This window comes from Delftia sp. CH05, from assembly GCF_009827015.1.
Lineage (GTDB): Bacteria > Pseudomonadota > Gammaproteobacteria > Burkholderiales > Burkholderiaceae_C > Comamonas > Comamonas tsuruhatensis.
Genome location: NZ_WUMG01000008.1, coordinates 1 through 18,468 on the forward strand (window position 1 = coordinate 1; position 18,468 = coordinate 18,468).

Annotated in this window: 12 protein-coding genes, 1 tRNA gene and 1 pseudogene; 4 read left to right on the forward strand and 10 right to left on the reverse strand. The window is 68.3% G+C overall.

The genetic code is table 11. The features are described from left to right. Positions 1–269 (forward strand): integrase core domain-containing protein (locus GRX31_RS08975; protein ID WP_160852274.1); only part of this gene is annotated, 269 nt, incomplete at its 5' end. Between the two features lie 283 nt (positions 270–552). Here GRX31_RS08975 and GRX31_RS08980 read toward each other — a convergent pair. Both GRX31_RS08980 and GRX31_RS30780 read right to left on the reverse strand, forming a co-directional pair. Then, a tRNA-Gly gene (locus GRX31_RS08980) sits at positions 553–626 on the reverse strand. 356 nt (positions 627–982) lie between these two features. Beyond that, positions 983–1,429, reverse strand: coding sequence for a phosphoadenosine phosphosulfate reductase family protein (locus GRX31_RS30780; RefSeq protein WP_237426639.1), 447 nt, complete (start codon positions 1,427–1,429; stop codon positions 983–985). Positions 1,430–1,636: 207 nt separating this feature from the next. Between GRX31_RS30780 and GRX31_RS08995 the strand changes: the two genes are divergently transcribed. Both GRX31_RS08995 and GRX31_RS09000 read left to right on the forward strand, forming a co-directional pair. Then, positions 1,637–2,494, forward strand: a complete 858-nt coding sequence (locus tag GRX31_RS08995) for a hypothetical protein (RefSeq protein ID WP_237426640.1) — start codon at positions 1,637–1,639, stop codon at positions 2,492–2,494. A 480-nt stretch (positions 2,495–2,974) separates the two neighbouring features. Then, on the forward strand, positions 2,975–3,346 hold the full coding sequence (locus GRX31_RS09000; protein ID WP_237426641.1) for a hypothetical protein: 372 nt from the start codon (positions 2,975–2,977) through the stop codon (positions 3,344–3,346). A 177-nt stretch (positions 3,347–3,523) separates the two neighbouring features. Here GRX31_RS09000 and GRX31_RS09005 read toward each other — a convergent pair whose 3' ends face one another. After that, on the reverse strand, positions 3,524–4,897 hold the full coding sequence (locus GRX31_RS09005; RefSeq protein WP_227740991.1) for a helix-turn-helix domain-containing protein: 1,374 nt from the start codon (positions 4,895–4,897) through the stop codon (positions 3,524–3,526). Here GRX31_RS09005 and GRX31_RS31150 point away from each other — a divergent pair. Continuing rightward, positions 4,896–5,733, forward strand: a pseudogene (locus tag GRX31_RS31150) (isocitrate lyase/PEP mutase family protein). The gene GRX31_RS09005 and the pseudogene GRX31_RS31150 sit on opposite strands and share 2 nt — an antisense overlap. Here GRX31_RS31150 and GRX31_RS09025 read toward each other — a convergent pair. The 7 genes from GRX31_RS09025 to GRX31_RS09055 are packed head-to-tail and all read right to left on the reverse strand — an operon-like array spanning position 5,718 to position 18,427. Then, the gene (locus GRX31_RS09025) at positions 5,718–6,023 is read right to left on the reverse strand and encodes a hypothetical protein (RefSeq protein WP_154834182.1); all 306 of its coding nucleotides are present in this window, start codon (positions 6,021–6,023) and stop codon (positions 5,718–5,720) included. The pseudogene GRX31_RS31150 and the gene GRX31_RS09025 overlap by 16 nt on opposite strands. After that, positions 6,020–7,690, reverse strand: coding sequence for an SWIM zinc finger family protein (locus GRX31_RS09030; protein ID WP_160852278.1), 1,671 nt, complete (start codon positions 7,688–7,690; stop codon positions 6,020–6,022). Before GRX31_RS09030 ends, GRX31_RS09025 begins: the two co-directional genes overlap by 4 nt. Then, entirely contained in the window at positions 7,687–8,880 is a 1,194-nt protein-coding gene (locus tag GRX31_RS09035; RefSeq protein WP_160852280.1) for a VWA domain-containing protein, read from the reverse strand. Before GRX31_RS09035 ends, GRX31_RS09030 begins: the two co-directional genes overlap by 4 nt. A 47-nt stretch (positions 8,881–8,927) precedes the next feature. Further along, complete coding sequence (locus tag GRX31_RS09040; RefSeq protein ID WP_160852282.1) at positions 8,928–11,381, reverse strand: DUF5682 family protein; 2,454 nt, start codon at positions 11,379–11,381, stop codon at positions 8,928–8,930. Further along, positions 11,371–12,495 (reverse strand): ATP-binding protein, encoded by a 1,125-nt coding sequence (locus tag GRX31_RS09045; RefSeq protein WP_046241649.1) that lies wholly within the window; start codon positions 12,493–12,495, stop codon positions 11,371–11,373. The genes GRX31_RS09040 and GRX31_RS09045 overlap by 11 nt, the downstream gene beginning before the upstream one ends. Beyond that, positions 12,495–15,422 carry a DUF4132 domain-containing protein gene (locus tag GRX31_RS09050; RefSeq protein ID WP_160852284.1) on the reverse strand — a complete coding sequence of 976 codons (2,928 nt, stop codon included), beginning with the start codon at positions 15,420–15,422 and terminating at the stop codon, positions 12,495–12,497. Before GRX31_RS09050 ends, GRX31_RS09045 begins: the two co-directional genes overlap by 1 nt. Positions 15,423–15,445: 23 nt before the next feature. Continuing rightward, positions 15,446–18,427, reverse strand: coding sequence for a DUF4132 domain-containing protein (locus tag GRX31_RS09055; protein WP_160852286.1), 2,982 nt, complete (start codon positions 18,425–18,427; stop codon positions 15,446–15,448). Between the last annotated feature and the right edge of the window lie 41 nt (positions 18,428–18,468).

The window sequence follows — 18,468 nt, forward strand, 5'->3', positions numbered from 1 at the left end:
TGGCACGCGCTCTGGGCCTGAAGCCCATTAACACTCCCGTCTGCAGCCCGCAGAGCAACGGCATGGCCGAGAGCTTCGTCAACACCTTCAAGCGCGACTATGTGGCGCGCATGGACCTGAGTGACGCGCAGACGGTACTGGCGCAACTGCCAGCGGCCTTCGAGCACTTCAACGAGGTGCATCCGCATTCTTCGCTGAAAATGCGGTCGCCTCGGGAGTTCAGGCGGCAACACGCTGCAGGGGCTGACCAGCTGCTTTATTGCGAATAGGGTGGGGTCGGGAATACGGGGGCGACATCAAAGAGGCGATGCGCAAGCGCTCGGGTCGAACGATATGGAAGAAATGGCGCTACTGCCAACGGCGCAGCGTTGTGGAGACGAAGAAGAACTTGCTTTAAGCGGCTGGGCGAAATGGTGACCGTACGCATGTTCGACTGCCAGCTTGTGGAACTGCATGTCCACGTCGGCTTGCTCAATCGCTTTAGCCAGATTGGCCACTCTCGAGCCGCATTCTGTATGTGCACCAGAACCGACGTCAGTAGGGATGTCTATCTGGAGCGGGCGATGGGAATCGAACCCACGTCTTGAGCTTGGGAAGCTCAGGTCCTGCCATTGAACGACGCCCGCCTTGGCCAAGCCATTGTCGAATCATGCATTTCTTCGCCAAGGGCTTGCATTTCTTGGAAATTTCACGGCGCGCTTGCCGCAGAACCTCAACTTGGCACCCAGCGAATCCATCTTCACTTACGAACTTGGCGTAGGTTCTGGCGTAGGTTTTTGCTCCCTACGCCGTTGGCAATAAAACCTACGCCATGACTCTGGAAGAGATTCTAGTGCTATTCGGTCCGCGTTCTTTCAAGCAGCTTGCTGCGTGGGCACGGGACTCACGGAGTGGTCGAGCATACGAACCTGGGCGGTCTTCGTCAGGGGCTTGCCAGGGGACGGTACGGTCGATGAGGTAGCCAGGAGGAAAGTCTTGGGCGTTATGGAGTTCGCGCGGCACCAGCATGCGCAACGTGATAGCCACGATCCTCCCAAGGCTCGCCCTTGAGCCACACGGTCGCGAACGCCAGGCGGTCGCGCGTGGTGGTCGTGTTCATGGGGTCGCGCAGGTCGCGGGCCGGCGTGCTGTTGAACCCGCCGTTGGCCTGGACCATGAAAGCAGAGGCGAGGTTTTGGCCGCCGCCGCTGGCCGTCGCGGGGCCCAAGGAGCCCTTGATGTATTTGGCGCCGTGGCTCCAGCGCTTGTTGCCGTCCTTGCCCTCGCCGTGTTCCGGACAGGCCAAGTCGTCATAGACAGCTTGATGCTCGTTGTCGGTGTCGCAGAAGACCGGGACCATGCTGCAGGATGGGCAGCGCTCCATGGCGAGCAGCAGCACGGCTGTGCTGTCCTTGCCGCCAGATACGGAAATGACGTGCTTTGTCGCCATGGATTGGGAATTCAGAACATCAAAAGCCCGAGTTGCCTGCACCGTTCGGGCTTCGGGGCGGGTTGCCGGCCTCTTGATGCAAGAGTTAGTGAGCAAATAGATTACCCAAATTGAATCCCAAACTTGACTTGAATTGGAATATCGCAGTCACATGATTGCCAGTTATAGTTAATCGTTTTTTGCAGTTCAAACATCAATGGAGTCGTTATGAATCGTTTTGCCCGTAGTGCTGTGTTCTCTGCGCTCGTATCCTGCCTGGCTACGCCGGCAATGGCGGCCCTGCCTGATTCAGGTATGTGGACGATTGACGGGGAGCTGAACGGCAAGCCAGGACGCGGCATTCAGATCGACAGGCAAAGCGGGCTGAACGTCATCGTCACCTATTACGGCTATAGGACGGACGGGTCGGCACTCTTCCTGCAAGCGGCAGGCCAGTTGAAGGACGAGAAGATCTTCGAGGGGGAGCTGACCGAATACCAGGGCGGTCGCGTGCTGGGAGGTCCGGCGCAGAACGGCGAAGTTGCACAAGTCGTGGGCCCTGTTCGCATCGTCTTCGACACTGAGACATCGGCGTCCATCACGCTCCCCGGCGAAGCCACTCAACTGATGAAGAGATTTCGCTTTGAAGACCACTTGAGCCGCCTTCACACAAAATCTTTCAGCTATTCCACCGCGGAGGAAATGGTCAGAAAGGTGACCCCTGGGACGATCCACATCTACGCAAAGGATGGCATCTTTCGGATGGAAGAAGAGTTGGTCAACGGCGGTTCATGCTTTTACGAAGGTGGACTCGAAGTCTCGGGGCAGTCTGTCAACTCCGCCGGGTCCGTGACCTGCAAGGACCCGTCTACTCGACCGAATGTCCATTCCTACAAGGTTGAGAACCTGCAAGTAGACGAGTATGGGGTCTTGACTGGGCGCTTCAACTGGTCCGGGTGGGACACTGCGGGAAATACGCTGAGCAATACGCGCACCGTGGTCGGCATCTGCCGCTCCAATCTGGAGCCGCTTGACGCAAAGGCCTGTCTTGAAAATGGTCACAGCTTCTATACGAAGCCGAATTGACCCGATTCCTTGATCCCAGGCCCACAGTACCGTGCTGAAAGAAAAAAGCCCCTGGCGCGTGCGCGCCCAAGGGCTTGAGGTGCCGCCTAGACTTGGCGCGCACCTGCCTGCTTGGTGTATCGGCAGTCCGTTGCCTAACTTTTGGCTGTTTCGATCAGAAATTGCTCTCTGTCCTTGCCGTCGATCCAGTTCGAGGTCTGCCTCGGTACTTCGGGGTGCCCACGCTGCCCAGGGGGACGACATCGGCAGCCGGCAGGGCGTCGCCGCGGCGGTGGTCTTCGGGCTGGCTACGGGCGTGGGCGCGGCGATTTGTGCGACAAATCCGAGCCAAGCGGGCTACAGTCGCAAGCAACGTTCCATCCAACCTCGGCAGACAGCATGCAAGACACCGTCTCTTGCGAGAGCACCAACGCAGAAATCCGGCTGAGCGGCTTGCGCGTGCAAAGCATGCGCCTCTGCGATTCCTACGTACGCATGCACATGAATCTCGAAGCCTGTGGCTCGCCCGACGCACTGGGCGTCATGCACCACTTCTTCAACTGCTACTGGCTCAACGACCTGGAGCTGCCCTATCTCACCGATCTGCTGGATTTGCGCAATCCGCAGGTGTGCCCCGTCAGCCTGCGGGAGGACGGCTGGGCGCAGATGGAGCCGGACCGACGCCAGGTACGAATCTGCAGCACCTATGGTGATTCACCCTGCGCGTTGATCGCCTGGGAAGAGTTCAGCGCGGCCATGCAGCTCAAGCACCGCTTTCTTTGCCTGATGCGGCAGTACGAGGGTCAGGGCATCCCTCGCTACAGCATCGCTGAAGGCTTCAGGGTTCGCCTGCGTGCACCTGCTCGTGCATAGGCCGGGTGTCCACCCTGAAGACTAGGGACACGGAAATCTTTCCTCCTGATGCAAGCATGAAAAGGCTTTCAGAGGCCAGGGAGACCAGGTGCAGTTGCACACAGATCATCCTGCATGCAGAAGCCCCTGACGTTTTCGACTGAGCGTCAGCCTGGGGCAAGACCATCCATCCGGCACTCAGGCCATGAGCCCAAGCAGCCAGTCCGCATACTCCACGGTGGCGGGAGTGGTCCCGGAAGGAGGCTTGATGCATGCCGCGCGTGTGGAATTCGCCATGGCGCGTATGTCGCTGGGTGTGTGGCCGAATTTGGCCCGGAATGCGCGGCTGAAGTGGGCCTCACTGGCAAAGCCCAGGCGCGCGGCCACCTCGGCGACACGCAGGCGTCGGTAGGCAGGGTTTGACAGGGCATGGAAGGCCTCTTGCAACCGTCGCTGCTGTACATAGCGCATCACACCCCCCAAAGGTTCGAAAAGGTGGTAGAGCCGGTGACGTGAGATGCCGAAGCACCGGCAAAGCAGCTCGGGCGAGAGGGGAGCAGCCAGGTTTCGCGCGATATGGCGCTTGATACGGTCCAGCATTGCTGCCTGCAATTCAGTCCGAGCCTCGGCCACCGTCCGTAGACTGGGGCGCAGGCAGGCTGCCAGCATCTGGGTAGTGGCATGCACTATGTCGTCAGCCTGCTCCAGGCCGATGGAAGGCAGGCGTCGCTGCAGAGCGCAAAGATGATCTGCCAATAGCCCGGCGAAGATGCTGCTGCGGGTCAACACGGTTCCGTGCAAGCCTGAACTCGATGCACCCATTGCCTGGTCGCCAAGGCTGCGGGGCACGATCAACGAGAGCACATGGGAGTCGTCCGCAACGGTATGCTGGCAGCGAGCCATGTCGAAGAAGACCACATCACCTGCTTGCACCGTCAGCTCGTGACCATCGTCACAGCGCCCTGTGAAGCCGCCTCCCCGGTACCACTGCACCAGATAGTGGTCCAGCCCGTCATGGGCCGCGCGTGCATGTCCGCGCGAGAAGCGCTGTGCACCGAAGCGCAGGTCTCCCAAAAGCAATTGTCCCAAGTGGACTGCATCTACCGAGGCGTGGAAGCCACCGCGCACCGTACCGCGTTCCAGCGGGGTCACATCGAACAGTACAGAGATGCCGCTGCGCCAAGCGTCGAACCTGTCCGCCTCCAGGCACTGCTCGGTGGTGAAGGTGGTGCTCGGCAGGGCTGAGGTCGGAGTCTGCATGTCGAATGATCTGGGCAAAAGAATGCCGTGGTGAAGCCGTCCCTCCGATAGCAGCCAAGGCGTTGCGACACACTCGCCCAGGACGGCTTTCATTTGAGAGCCGCGGCATCGTAACGCAATGTGTGCTGGGGCGAATCGAACTGACGAACGGTAGCCCGTCAAGATGCAACCCAGGCAGTGATGCAGGAAGATGCGCAGAAGTTGGTGCCTCGGCAGGTCCAGCAGCCATTCAGCCTGTGGCGGTGGATAGCGTTCACAGGCCTTGGAGAATCGATGCTTGAGTTTCTCAAGAGTCAAAACGGAGTGTTCCATGACCCCTACCACCGAACAAAAACGTGCCAGCTTCCGGGCCCTGCACCGCCAGGGCTGCTTTGTACTGCCCAATCTATGGGACGCCGGCAGCGCCCGCATGCTGCAGGGCCTGGGCTTCAAGGCGCTGGCCAGCACCAGCTCGGGCCATGCATGGTCGCTGGGCCGGCCCGATGGCGCCATCTCGCGCGACATGACCCTGGCGCATCTGCGCACCCTGGTCGCGGCCACCGACCTGCCCGTGAACGCGGACTTTGAAAGCGGCTTCGGCCTGGGTCCGCAGGAGGTGGCAGAGAGCGTTCGCATGGCCTTGGACACCGGCGTGGCAGGGCTGTCCATCGAGGGCACGGAGCGCGTACCCGCATAGGCCATGAGTTCCAGGCGCTGGCCCGCGCCGAACTGGTGCTGCCAGGCGGCGCCCAGCTGGCGCTGGCGCACGCTTTTGCGCGTATTGAAGCGCAGCGCGCTGGCCGTGGTCTGGCCGGGGTCGGCCTCGAACTCGGCGCGCGTCAGGCCCAGCGGGTCCTGGGCGCTGGCGCGCTGCTCCTGGTACTGCAGCAGCCATTGGTCATCTCCTTGCTGGCGCGACAGTTTCATGTGGGCCGTACTGCGGTCTGCGGCCGATTGGGGGCGCATGCCGTCGGTGGCGAAGCGCTCGATGTGGATGGCATAGCGCCATGGGCGTGCGCCGCATCAGCGTGGGCGGCGCACTGGCGCGCGCAGCCTGGGGCGGCTTTCTGCATGCGGCGCGCTCCATTGCCGAGACGGGGCGCTTCGACGCGTTCGCCCAGGCCACGCCGGGCGCCGAGCTCAATGGCTTTTTTCAGGGCAAGGACTGATCCGCAGCGGCCTGCAGCCGCTGCGCGGTCATGACCCAGACCGCGATATCGAGCAGGGCGGCCGCGCGCTCCACCGGCGCGAGCTGCGGGTCCAGCACGCTGTCCATCTGCCGTGCCAGGGCGGACCAGCCCAGCAGTGCGGCCTGATCGGCCCAGGCCCGGCCTGCGGCCAGCAGCGGTGCGCCGGCACCCACCAGGCCTGCGGCCTGCATATCGGCCAGCCAGACCTGGCCCTGTGCCAGCCAATGGCGCAGCGGCGCCTCGGCGTTTTCGTTCGGTGCCGTGCTCATGGCTGTTTCTCCCTGCTGCCCTGCGCTGGCGGCGGCTTCCAGGCCGTGCTGGGATGGTGCCAGTCCGTACTGTCCCGCCAGCGCACCGATGCCACGGCCATCTGCAATCGCCCGGCCACGAATTCCACGCGGCCAAAGACCTCCTGCAGCACCCGGCCGCACGCCAGCTCCCGGCGCAGGGCCTCGCCCGCCCTGCCGTGCATGCCGTGCAGATCGCCGGCCAGGCATATGACGGGGCCGGAGGTTGGCAGCTGCGGTTGCAGCTCCATCGTCCAGCGCTGCAGCAGCAGGTCAGTCTGCGGCAGGCCGCTGCCGCTCACCTTCCATCGCGCCCAAAGGGGCGGCTGCTGGCGCCAGGGGTCGGCATGCAGCTCCTGCAGATGGCGACGCAGCAGGACCTGGGGGTCGTCGGCCCCCGGCAAGGGGCCGGCCGCCTGGGCCGCCACCAGCCGGGTGGCATCCCGCGCCGAAAGGCGGCCGTCGTCGCTGACCCAGCCGTCCACCAGCACATGAGGACCTTGCAGCAGCTGCCTTGCCGTGAGGCCGCCCAGGGTTTCCGATTCCAGCGCCTGGGCAGGCTCCCATTGCGGATCAAAGCCCTCAGCGCGCGATGCCGACCAGGTCAGGAACCGGCCGCTGGCCGCATCCTGCAAGTGCACCGAAAAACCGCGCTGCCCTCCGCGCGCCAGCCACAGCTCGGCCGCCACGGCATGCAGGCACAGGCCTTGCACGCGCCGGTAGCTGCGCCTATGCACGCCAGCCAGTTCCTGCAGGGGCCGAGGCAGGGGTTGCTGGGACAGGCCGCGCAGCAGCATCCACAGCGCGGCCAGCAGTGGAGCCACGCGCTCGGCCGCGCCGGCGCGGCCCGCGCGCTCGTCGCGCAATGCGCGCACCAGCAGGTTGAGCACGCTGGCGGGGCGCGGCAGGTCGGCCTGGCGCAGTTCGGTGGACAGTGCCTCGCCCTGGTCGAGGAAGGCCGGGCTCATGCCGGCACGGCCCTGCAGCACCCAGCCGGTCAGCCAGAGCCTCACCTGCGCCAGGCGCTGCAGTGCGCCGGCTTCCAGCGCATGCGCAGGCAGCTCGGGCATGGGTGCGCCCGCTGCGCGCCGGGCCTGCAATGCCACCAGGGCGCGGTGCGCGCAGGTGGCGGCCTTGCAGCTGCAACTGGCCGCCGCCAGGCCGCCAGCACGCGGCAGGCGCACGGTCACTTCGTCGGGATTGGAGAGTTCACCGACCAGCGCGGCCGGCGTCTCTTCCAGCACGGCATCGAAACCCTGTGCCATCCAGCGCAGGGCCTTGCGCTGGGCAGCGCTGCCGAAGGCCCGCGCCACGGCCTCGGCATCGCCCTCCAGCCATGGCGCGATAGGGGCCTGTGCTGCCTCATCGGCCGCCCCTCCGCTGGCCAGGCGCGCGCGCAGGCCCAGCAGCAAGGCGCACAGATGGTGGCAGGGTCCATACGCCGGGCAGCTGCATTGCAGCGTGGCAAAGCCCGCGCCGGCCAGGGTCTGGACATGGCCTTCGATATCGGCCCGGGCATGGCTGGCATCCAGCTCCCAGGCCGCCGCATCCAATGTCGCCAGGGCCTTTGCGCCGCGCTTGAGCAGGCCCTTGTTGGCCCAGTCGGCAATGGCGTCATCGTCCAGGGTGCGCAGCCATTGCTGCATCATGAGGATCGCCCTCCCTGCATGGCACAGGCCAGCCAGTCCACCAGATGGTCGGGCGTCATGGCGCCGATCTGCGCACCGCGTTCCACCAGTTGCGCAGCCAGGTCCCGGTCGTAGTCGGGATGGGCGCGGCGATCCAGGGCGGCCAGCACCAGCACGCGCGCACCGCTGGCGATCAGCCGCTCGGTCTCGGCGATGACGCGGGCCTCGTCATGGCCTTCGTAGAGATCGGTGATCAGCACGACCACGCTGCGGCGCGGCGCGCCCAGCTGCCCGGCCGCATGCGCCAGGGCGGCACCGATATTCGTGCCTCCGCCCAGTTGCGCGCCCAGCAGCAGTTCTTCGGGCGCATGCAACTGGCCGGTGACATCGGCCACCTCGTCGGCGAACAGCAGCACATGGGTGCGCAAGGCGCGCACGCGCGCGAAGATGCTGCCCATCACGGCGCTGTGGATGACGGATTCGTACATGGAGCCGCTCTGGTCCACCAGCAGCCACAGGTCCCAGGTCAGGCGCTGCGCCTCGTTCTCCCTGAAGAACAGGCGCTCCAGCACCAGCACCTGCTCCTCGCTCTGGTAGTGGCGCAGGTTGTGGCGCAGGGTGCGCGGCCAGTCCAGATCGCTCATCTGCCCCTGGCCCCGGCTACTGCGGCGCCTGCGCCGCCGCCCGAAGGCCGAACGCACGCGCGAGGAAAGCCGTGCCTGCAGATCCGCCACCACGCGTGCCACCAGCCGCCGGGCCTCGTCCAGCACCTGCACGGGCAGGCTGGCGCGCACGGCCATCAGCGCGGCCACCAATTCAATGCTGGGCGTGGCCTGGGCCAGTACCTGGGGGTCGCCGAGCAGGCCGTGCAGCCCGTAGCGCGACAGCGCATCACGCTGCAGCGTTTCCACGGCGCTGCGCGGGAACAGGTCGCGCACCTCGCCCAGCCAGTGCACGGCCTGCGGCTCGGGCACGCCGCTGCCGCCCTGGCGCGCGGACAGCCCGCCCGTGCCCTGCCAGGCGTCGGTGCCTGCACCGTCGGGCTGCTCGCGCAGGCGGTGCTCGCGCTGGTAGAGATAGTCCAGTGCCGCGTCGCGGCGCGCATCGGCGTCATCGAGCGGCTGCGCCGCAGCCAGGGGCTGGGCCGCCTCGGGCCCGAGGATGAGGCGCCAGCGCCGCAGGGTGGCGGCATCGATTGCCTGTTCCTGCATTGGCGGCTCGTGCATTGGCAGTTCGTGCATTGGCGGATCTTTCCGGCTCATGACAGTCCCCAAGGTTGCAGCAGCCGGCCCACCTGGGCCGCCAAGGCGCGGCTGTGCGCCAGGGCCTCGTCCGATGGCAGGTGCACGCAGGCCAGCGTGGTTGCGCCGGGTGGCGTGGCCGCGCCCGACAAACCGGCCAGCCGCCCGGCCAGTTGCCGCAGTTCGGCACGGGTCAGCTGGGCAAAGGCCAGCCGCAAGGCAGGCAGGCCGGCCAGGAAGGCGTCTTCCGGCCAGTGCGCAATGCCGTCACTGAGCAGGCGCAGCAGCGGCGGATGGCTGAGCAGCCAGCCCTTGGCCACGCGCACAAAGCCCTGCAGGTATTCGCCCATGGCGGCGCCATCGATCTGCGCCAGGCCCAGCATGGCGCGCAGGGCGGCATCGGTCTGCGCAATCTGCCAGCGGCCGGCCATGCTCAGGATGCCGGCCGTGGCGCCGCGCACGCGCGCCGGCGTGCTGCCGGCTCCTGCCTCATGCAAGGCGGCACAGGCATCGTGGAACAGGCCGGCGTCGGCCCAGGGCACGGCGCGGCAGACCATGCCGTGCAGATCGGCCAGGGCATCCAGGGCCTGTGCCTGCTGGGATGCAACGCCCTCGCCCAGCCAGGGCAGGCGCAGGCAGGCCTGGGCAAAGCAGCGCCGCAGCAGCGGCAGCAGGCGCGCCAGGCCCACGCCGCCCAGCGCATGGCGGGCCTCGTAGGCCAGGGCCAGGCAGCCGGTGGCGCGGGCCAGGGCCAGGGCGTCGTGGCTGCGCTCCATCCAGGCCTGCACGGTGTCCAGCACCTGCTGGGCAATGCCGTCCAGGCCCATGACCAGCACTTCCAGCACGCGCTGCGCCGGCTCGGTGTCGGCGGTCTGCGACAGCCGCTCCAGCACGCGGTGGACAGCGGCCTCTTGCAGGCTGGAGCCGTGGCGCATGGCCTCGGTGAGTGCCACCGTGGTCTCGACCTGCCAGCCCAGCGTCCAGACCTCGCGCACGCGCGCCAGGCCGATGCCCGCCACAAAGTCCGGTCCCGCCAGGCATTGCGCATAGGGCACGCCCAGGTAGCGCAGCCGGTGCAGTCCCTGCGACAGGCGGCGGTGACGGGCGCTGCGGTAGATGTCCAGCTCCTTGCGCACGGGTGCGGCAGGCCGCACGGGCAGGCGGTGGCGCAGGCAGAAGGCCTGTACATCGACCAGCAGCGGGGCGGCCGGCGCATTGGGTGGCAGCTGGCCGTAGTCGTCGGCGTCCAGCAGCCATTGACCAGTCTGCTGCCCGGCCTGCGGCTCCATAGGCTGCGGACGCAGGGCCTGGGCATGCTCCTTGAACACGGCGCTGTCCAGCGCTTCCAGCAGCTCGGCCCGGCCGCCGTGGCAGGCGCGCAGTGCAGCCAGGCCATGGGCCAGGCGCACGGCCTCTGCCGCGTCGGGCAGGCTGGCGGGCAGGCCCCGGGCACGCAGGCCGTTCACGGTGCGTGCCGCCATCTCGGGCCAGGCCTGGGCATCGGGTTGCGAGGCGCCCTGCTCCAGCGCCTGCCAAACGCCCTGGTAGTAGCCGGGCATGGGCATGCCGGCCGCGTAGCCGCTGGCACGCTCCAGTCGCTGCAGCGTGTAGGGGATGAGATGCACGCCCACATCGATGGGCTGACCGGCCGCAGCCGGACGCTCGGGCGCCGACAGGCCAGCGGTGATGCCAGCCACGATGCCCGCCACATGAAAGCCGCCGCAGACCACCAGGCAGCGCCCGCCTTCGGCCAGGGCCTCGCGGACCTGGGCGGCCATGTGGGCCTCGCGGGCCCTGTCTTCGGCATCAGGGCCCGCGCCGCCCGCTGCCTCGTCCCGCTCGCGCAGCAGCTGGCTGAAGGCCAGCACGCCGGCAAAGTACGCCTGGGGCGAGGCGTCCTCATTGCCCGATTCGTAATGCCGGTCCCACCATTCGTCGAAGTCTCGGCAGCCGCCGGCCTGGATGAGGCCGGCCAGCACGTCGGGCGCGAGCCGCGAGGGTTCGTCGGCCAGCAGGGGTTCGGGCGCGCAGGCGAAGTAGTCCAGCTGCGTGGCCTGGGCCAGCCGCGCCGCATAGGGCAGGTCGATGAAGCGCACATGGCTGCGCAGCCGCACCGCCTCGCGCAGGGCCACCCATTCAGGAGAGAAGGCCGCAAAGGGCACATAGCAGCGGCAGCGCCAGTCGTCCTCCAAAGCGCCATTCGCGCCATTCGAGCCATTCGTTTCATGTGCGCCATCGCCGCCTGCCACGGTCGCATGCAGGTAGGCCGCCAGCGGCGGACGCGCCTGGGCGTGCTGCAGCGCAGGCAGCAGGGCATCGAGTTCGCCCGGGCCTTCGATCAGCACGTGGGTGGGCTTGAACTCGCGCATCAGCGCGCGCAGGTGATGGGCGCAGCGCGGGCTGTGGTGGCGCACGGGCACCAGGCGCAGCTGCGGCAGCGGCGCCAGCCACGCGGCAGCGTCAGTGCTCACGGCCGCCTGCGACAAAGTCCTGCCAAGCCGGCTGCCCTGCACGCTGGCGTGCCACCACGCGCAGGTATTCGGCGAAGCGGCGGCGGTCCTCGTCGTCGTCCTTGATCACCGTGCCCAGCAGGTGGCGCGCCAGGTGGGCCGGACCCACGCGCTCCTGCCCGAAGTACCAGCACTGGCAGGCGGCGTTGAAGGCCACGTCGATGGCCTCGGCCGTGGACAGCACGGTGCCCGGCCGCTCCACGGCCGTGCCCTCCACGCTGCCGCTGCGCAGCTCCTGGAAGGCCGTGGCCAGCAGGGCCAGCACATCGGGCGCGACGGTGGTGCCGATGCGCTGCTGCGCCAGTGCGCGGCCCACCTCCTGCCCTATCAATGCGGCCTGCGCGGCCACGCCTTCGAGCGGGCGCATGGTCTCGAAGTTGAAGCGGCGCTTGAGCGCGGCCGACATCTCGTTGACGCCGCGATCGCGCAGGTTGGCCGTGGCAATCACATTGAAGCCCGGCCGTGCCAGCAGCCAGGGCTGCTCGTGCTTGAGTTCGGGAATCTGCAGCAGCCGGTCGGAGAGTACGGGCACCATGCAGTCCTGCACTTCGGTGGAGCAGCGCGTGATCTCCTCGAAGCGCAGCAGCCGCCCTTCGCCCATGGCGCGGTGCAGCGGGCCGGGCACCAGGGCCTCGGGGCCGGGGCCGTCACGCAGCAGCAGGGCGTAATTCCAGCCATAGCGGATCTGCTCCTCCACCACGCCGGCACCGCCCTGCACGGTGAGCTTGCTGTCGCCGCTGATGGCGGCGGCCAGCAGCTCGGACAGCAGGGACTTGGCCGTGCCCGGCTCGCCTACCAGCATCAGGCCGCGCTGGCCGGCCAGGGTGACGATGGCGCGCTCGACCAGGGCATCGTTGCCGTGGATCTTGCGGGCGATTTCGGGGCCGCCGCCATCCGGGGCCGGGCCGCCCAGGATGAAGCGCCGAACGGAGCGCGGGCTCAGGCGCCAGCCGTCGGGGCGCGGGCCCTGGTCGGCGGCCTGCAGGGCCGCAAGTTCCTGGGCGTGGGCCATCTCGGCCGGCAGCCGCTGGGCGGCAGGTTCCGGGGTGGGCGCTGCAATGCGTTTGGTGGCCATCAGTCGCTCTCTTTGGTGCTGGCCGATTTGGCGGCGATGGCCGCGAACTGCGCCATCAGCGTGGCCTGCAGCGCGCGCGGCCACTGCTGCGGCTGCAGCCGGGGCCAGCGGCCATCCTCGCCGCGGTGGCTGCTGTCATAGACCACGGCGTGGGCGATGTCCACGCGGTGGTCCAGTTCCATGAACGGCATGTAGCGCCCGTGGTGAAGCTCGATGTACAGCTGCGGGCCCGCCAGGTCCAGCCTGTGCTCGTAGATGCCGGGGCCGTCTTCCACGGGGCCAGGGCGGTAGTTCCACTTGGCCAACAGGCCGGACAGCGCGCCCTGGCGTATCTGCAGCGGGCCGGCAGGGTGCAGGGCATGGTTCTTCCACTGGCTGGCGTCGGGCAGTTGCGCACCCGCGCCCAGCTGGTCGATCAGCGGCTGCAGCTCGTAGTCGGCCAGGCAGGTGCGCCAGGCCTCAACCTCGCCCGCTGCGGCATCGACCGGATGCCAGAGCAGCACCTGCGCATCGTCGGGCAGCTCCACGGCATCGTCTGCGGCATCGAGCAGGGAAAAGTCCTCGGCAATGCGAAAGCTGGCGCCCTGCTCCAGCCGCCAGATCAGGGTGCGGCCCATGATGCGCAGCAGGGGATGCTGCAGGAACAGGCGGCGCCAGCGCGGGACGGACCAGCGCTGTCCCGTCATGAAGGCGGTACCCATGCGCGGCGCCTGCTGCTTGGCGATGGCCTTGACGCCAGCGGCAACGGTCTTGAATTCGGCCTGTGCCGCATTCCACTGAAGGCGCAGCGATTCGTCCTTGAGCGCAGGCAGGGTCTTGGAGGCCTTGCCCTTGTCGCCCACCACGCGCAGGCTCAGGTCGCCCTGCAGCTGCAGGCGGTAGCGCTGCGGGCCCACCTCCAGCACCAGGCCTTCGCCGCCCAGGCCGAAATCGGGCGTCAGCTCGTCATACAGCTCGATCAGGCTCAGGCCGCGCCGCTGGGCGGCTGCCTCCAGCGCGTCATGCGCTGCCGCAATCACCAGGTCCTTGAGCTTGCGCGAGGTGGACAGGGTCTGGACCTGGGACAGCGCATACAGCGTGTCCAGCGCACCGAGCTGCTCCACGGCGATGATGGCGCGCAGCTTCTTGCTCCAGCCCCAGGCCTTCACGGCGGCCACCAGGGTCTGCACCAGGCGGTCGTCGACATGGCCGTTGGCCAGTCGCAGCGCCCAGCGCGCCTTGGGCTCGCCCTCCAGGGCCACCCAGGCATTGACCAGGTGCAGGGACAGCTGGGCGCGGCTTTCGGCCGGCACATGGGCCAGCAACTGCTCCACCAGCGGCGGCAGCTCTTCCTCGGCCGTGGCCACCAGATGCAGCACGGTGCGGGCCGCATGCTCGGACAGCGGCGCGAACAGGGCCAGGGTCTCTGGCTGGTCATAGGCCTTGATGCTGCTGGAAAAGCGCTTGAAGCGCGCCACGCGGGCCTCCAGTGCGTCAAGCGGCACCCGGCCCCCCTCCCCCTGCGCCACGGTCAAAGCACCCGGCACTGGCACACCCAGGGCCAGCAGCCGGCCCTCGACCATGCTTTCGGAGCCCAGGTCCAGGCCCGTGCGCAGCAGCGCCTGCAGCAGCGGTGCGACCCCGGGATCGGGGTGGACCAGCAGGATGTCGCGGCAGGCCAGCTGCATCGCCTTCTCGCGCCGCTGCAGCCAGGCGTTGGACTCGAAGACAGCGCCTACGGCCTGCGCATCCAGTCCCTGCATGAAGCGCGCCACCGCTTCGCGCAGCGCCCGCGAGCTGCTGGCAGCCAGCAGTTCGCCCAGCAGGGGCAGCCGGGCATGCAGCATGGCCGGGTCCAGCTGCGCCAGCAGCGGGGCCAGGCGCACGGTGGGAATCTCGCGCAGATAGTCGGGCTGCTCGGCCAGCATCTGGTTGAGCAGGCCGATGAAGGGCTCGATCCGCGATTTCTGCAATATGCAGCGCAGCAGATGGGGCAAAAGCTCCGGGTAGCGTGCCTTCCAGATCTGCTGGGCGACCACCGCATCGAAGTGGTACTTGGGCTGCCATCCTTCGATCCAGGCGACAAAGGGTGCGGAATCCTCCCGCACCAGGCGGTCGAAAATGGGGATGAAGTAGTCGGCCGGCTCATGGTCCGCCCTGCCCAGCAGCAGGTTGACCAGTTCCAGGCGCCGCTGGGCATCGGCGCCGAGGTCCCAGCGCAGCGCGATCAGGCCCGGGTCTTCGTTGATGGGCTTGTCGTCGAACCAGTCGGGATGGCGGCGGTAGAAGTCGTACCAGGGCGCGCAGCGCTGCGGGTGCGGAACGTCGCTGTGCCGCGTCAGGTAGACATCGCGGATGTCGGCATAGAGCGCGCCACCGCGCTCGGCCAGCTCCATCAGGTCCTGGTCGTCCAGGCTGCCCAGCAGCAGCTTCCAGTCGGCTCTGTCATACCCGCCACCGGACTGGACGTTCAGCTCTGCGGCCCAGTCCAGCAGCTGCATCACCCGTTCACGGCTGATGCCCGGGTACCAGAGCCAGCCGAACATGTCCAGGATGCGGATTTCACGGTAGTCGTTGTCGCCGTCCGGCGCAGGTGGACGGGCCAGGCTGGCGCGCGCCATCTGCTCGAACTCGGCCGCAAGCTCGGGGCTATGGCGTGGAATGTCGCCGTCCAGGCTGCCGTCGATCCTGCACCCGAAGGGGATGGTCTGCCGCGCGAAGGCCAGCCACAGGTCATGGTCATGGGTCCAGGGCAGATCGAAGTTGCCCAGGGCGCGGATGGGGTTGGAATAGTCGTCGAAGGCCTTGCGCGTGAAGGCGCCCACTTCGTCATGCCGGCCCGCGCGCATGCGGCTGGCCAGCACCTGGACCAGTTCGGCGGGTGGCAGCGAGGCGCTCAGTTCCTCCAGCGTGGCCTGGTCGGTGTGTTCTAGGGTCGAAGAGTTCATGGATTCAGGGGTTCTGGAGGGAGTCAAACCTGGGCTGCAGCCGCGCCCGCAGCGCGCGAGGCCAGGGCCTGGAGCATGCCGCACAGCGATGCCTGCAGCGGCAGCGGCCATTCGGCCGGGGGCAGCAGGCGGTCGGCGGCCATGTCACGCAGGGCAAAGCCTTCGATGTCGATCTCATGGCCGGGCTCGTAGTACGGCATGGCCGCGCTGTGCAGCAGTTCCACGCGCCAGCGCTGCACGGCAAAGTCCCGCAGGTGCAGGTAGATGCCGGGGCCATCGCACACGGGGCCGGCATGAAAGCGCCATGGCCCTGCCAGGCCGTCCAGCGCCTGCTGCGTGAGCCGTATCGGTGCCAGGGGCTGCAGCAGTTCCTGCTGCCACTGGCTGGACAGCGGCAGGTCGGCGGGCGCATCGACCTGCTCGACCAGGGCCTTGAGGCCGTAGTCGGCCAGGCATTCGCGCCACTGCGCACGCTCCTGCTCGGTGGCCTGCGCGGGGTGCCACAGGGCGATGCGGCCCTCGGCCGGCAGTTGCACCGCGTCGCTCTCGGCATCGACCAGGGACAGGTCCTCGGCAATGCGCAGGCTGAACGGCTGGCCGGCCGCGGGCTCCACCCGCCAGACCAGGCCCTGTGCCACCACGCGCAGCAGCGGGTGCTCCAGGAAGAGGCGGCGCCAGGTGTCCAGCGGCCAGTGCCGGCCCAGCATCAGGCAGGACTGCAGGCGCGGCGCCTGCTGCTGCAGCACGGCCTTGATGCCCTTGGACAGCGTCTTGAGCCGCGCGGCGGCCGCCTCCCACTCCGTGCGCAGGCCCTCGTCGTCCAGGGCCGGCAGGCTGCGCACCAGCTTGCCGGCCGGCGTGCGCAGGCGCAGCGACAGGTCGCCCTGCAGCAGCACGTCATAGGTCTGCGCGCCCACCTGCAATTGCACGCCCCGGCCCAGGTCGAAGTCCGGGGTCAGCTCGTCGCCGAGGTCGGCCAGCGCCATGCCGCGCCGCGTGGCGGCCTCGGCCAGCACGGCCTGCGCGGCGGCCAGCACGCTGGGCTTGAGGGTCTTGCCGGTGGCCAGGGCCTGCACGCAGGACAGGGCATAGACCGTGTCGAGCCGGCCCAGCTGCTGCAGCGCGACCACGGCGCGCTCCTTGCGCGTCTTGTGCCAGGCCAGGGCGGCCGAGGACAGCACATCGACGATGCGGTCGTCCGCCGCGCCGGGCAGCAGCTTGAGCACCCAGCGCGATTCGGGCGCGCCATCGGCAGCCACCCAGTGCTGGACCAGGGCCAGCGCCAGCCGCGCACGGTTTTCCGCGCCGGCCTGGGCCAGCAGTTGGCGGGCCAGCGCCGGCAGCTCCTGCGGGCTGGTGGCCGCCAGGTGCAGCAGCGCACGCGCGGCCTGGGCCGACAGGGGCGCGAGCAGGTCCAGCAGCGCCGGCTGGTCCAGCGCGGCAATGGCGGGCGACAGGCGCTGCAGGCTGGCGGCCTGGGCTTCAAGCTCTGCCAGGGAGCCGGCATCGCTGCCCGCAGGCACGGCCTCGCCGCCAGGTGACCCGGCTGCGTCCGCAACCGGGGCTGCGGCACCCAGATCCTTCAGTCGCGCCTGCACCGGGCCTTGCTCGGCCACGTCCAGCAATCCACCGGACAGCAGTGCCGACAGCAGGCTGCCAGACGCCGGATCAGGATGGGCCACCAGCACATCGCGGTAGGCCAGCACCAAGTTCTTGTTGGGCTTGGCCAGCCAGCCGGCGGCCTGGGGCGCATCCACGGGCAAGGCAGACAGCGCCTGTGCCAGCGCCGCACGCAAACCCTTGGAGGCACTGCCGGAGGCGGCCTTGCCCAGTTGCGGCAGCAGCCGCTGCAGCGTGTCCACGCGCAGCGCGGGCAGCAGGTGCGTGAGCGGGCCGGCGGCCAGCCGGGCCAGGTCGCCAGGGCGATCGGCCAGCAGGGTCTCGGCCACCGGGGCGTAGCCGGCGCGGTCGGATTCGTGCTTGCAGCCGTCTGCGCAGGCCGGCAATAGCAGCGGCAGCAGGGCCGGCCACCGGGCTTCCCACAGCCGCTGCGCCACGGCGGGATTGATCGCCAGGTGGCCCAGTTGCTTGAACCAGGCGGCCAGGGGCGCAGCGTCGGTCTGCAGCATGCACTCCACCAGGGCACGGTCATGCGGCCAGTCATCGTCCGAGGCAAAGCACAAGGCCTTGAACAGGTCCTGGGCCAGCAGGTCGCGGCGCGCGGCATCGGCCGTCTCCCAGCGCGATGCGATCAGCACGGGCTCGGGCAGGCGCAGCTGGTCAAGCACGGCGGGGAATTGCGCAAAAAAATCCCGCCACAGCGCCCAGCGCTGCGCTGCAGGCCGCGTGCGCTGCAGCGGCAGCTGGCGTTGGACGATGTCGCGGCTGAGCTGGCCGCCGCCGTCCTCGATGGCCATGGCCAGCAGTTCGGGCTCGGGCAGCTGGTGCAGCAGGTGCTGCCACTGGCAGTAGTACTGCGCGCCGGGCGCAATGCCGGCCTTTGCGCTCAGTTCCCGCGCCCAGCGCAGCAGGGCGGTGATCTCGGCACTGGACATGCCTTCATGGCCCAGCACGCCGAACACCTGCCTGAGCACGAGGTCGTAGCCATCGCGCAGTCTCCAGGGCTGGTGGGTGCGGCTGCCCCAGTCATCCAGCCAGGCGCGGGCCAGTGCCGTCAGCTCTGCGGTCAGCTCGGCACTGCGCCGGGGCACGCCCGGGTTGCCTCCATAGAACTGTCCCAGCGGAAGGCTGATGCGCGCCAGCGCCAGCCACAGCGCGTGGTCGCGCTGCCAGGGCGCATGCTCGCCGGGCAACTGGTGCAGCCGCTCCTGGCACAGGCTGCTGCTGTCGCGCAGGAAGTCCGCCACCTCGGCATCGCGCCCCTGGGCCAGGCGCTTTGCCAGTTCGGCGGCAAAGGCCGGCATGCCCTCGCGCCCGGCCGGCGCGGCCGTGTGCAGTTCGTACAAAGCCTGCAGGGGAAGCGCTGCTGTCTCGTTGTTGCTCATGGTCTGTGGAGTCTTCGGTGATGGGCGATCGGCCGGCCAAC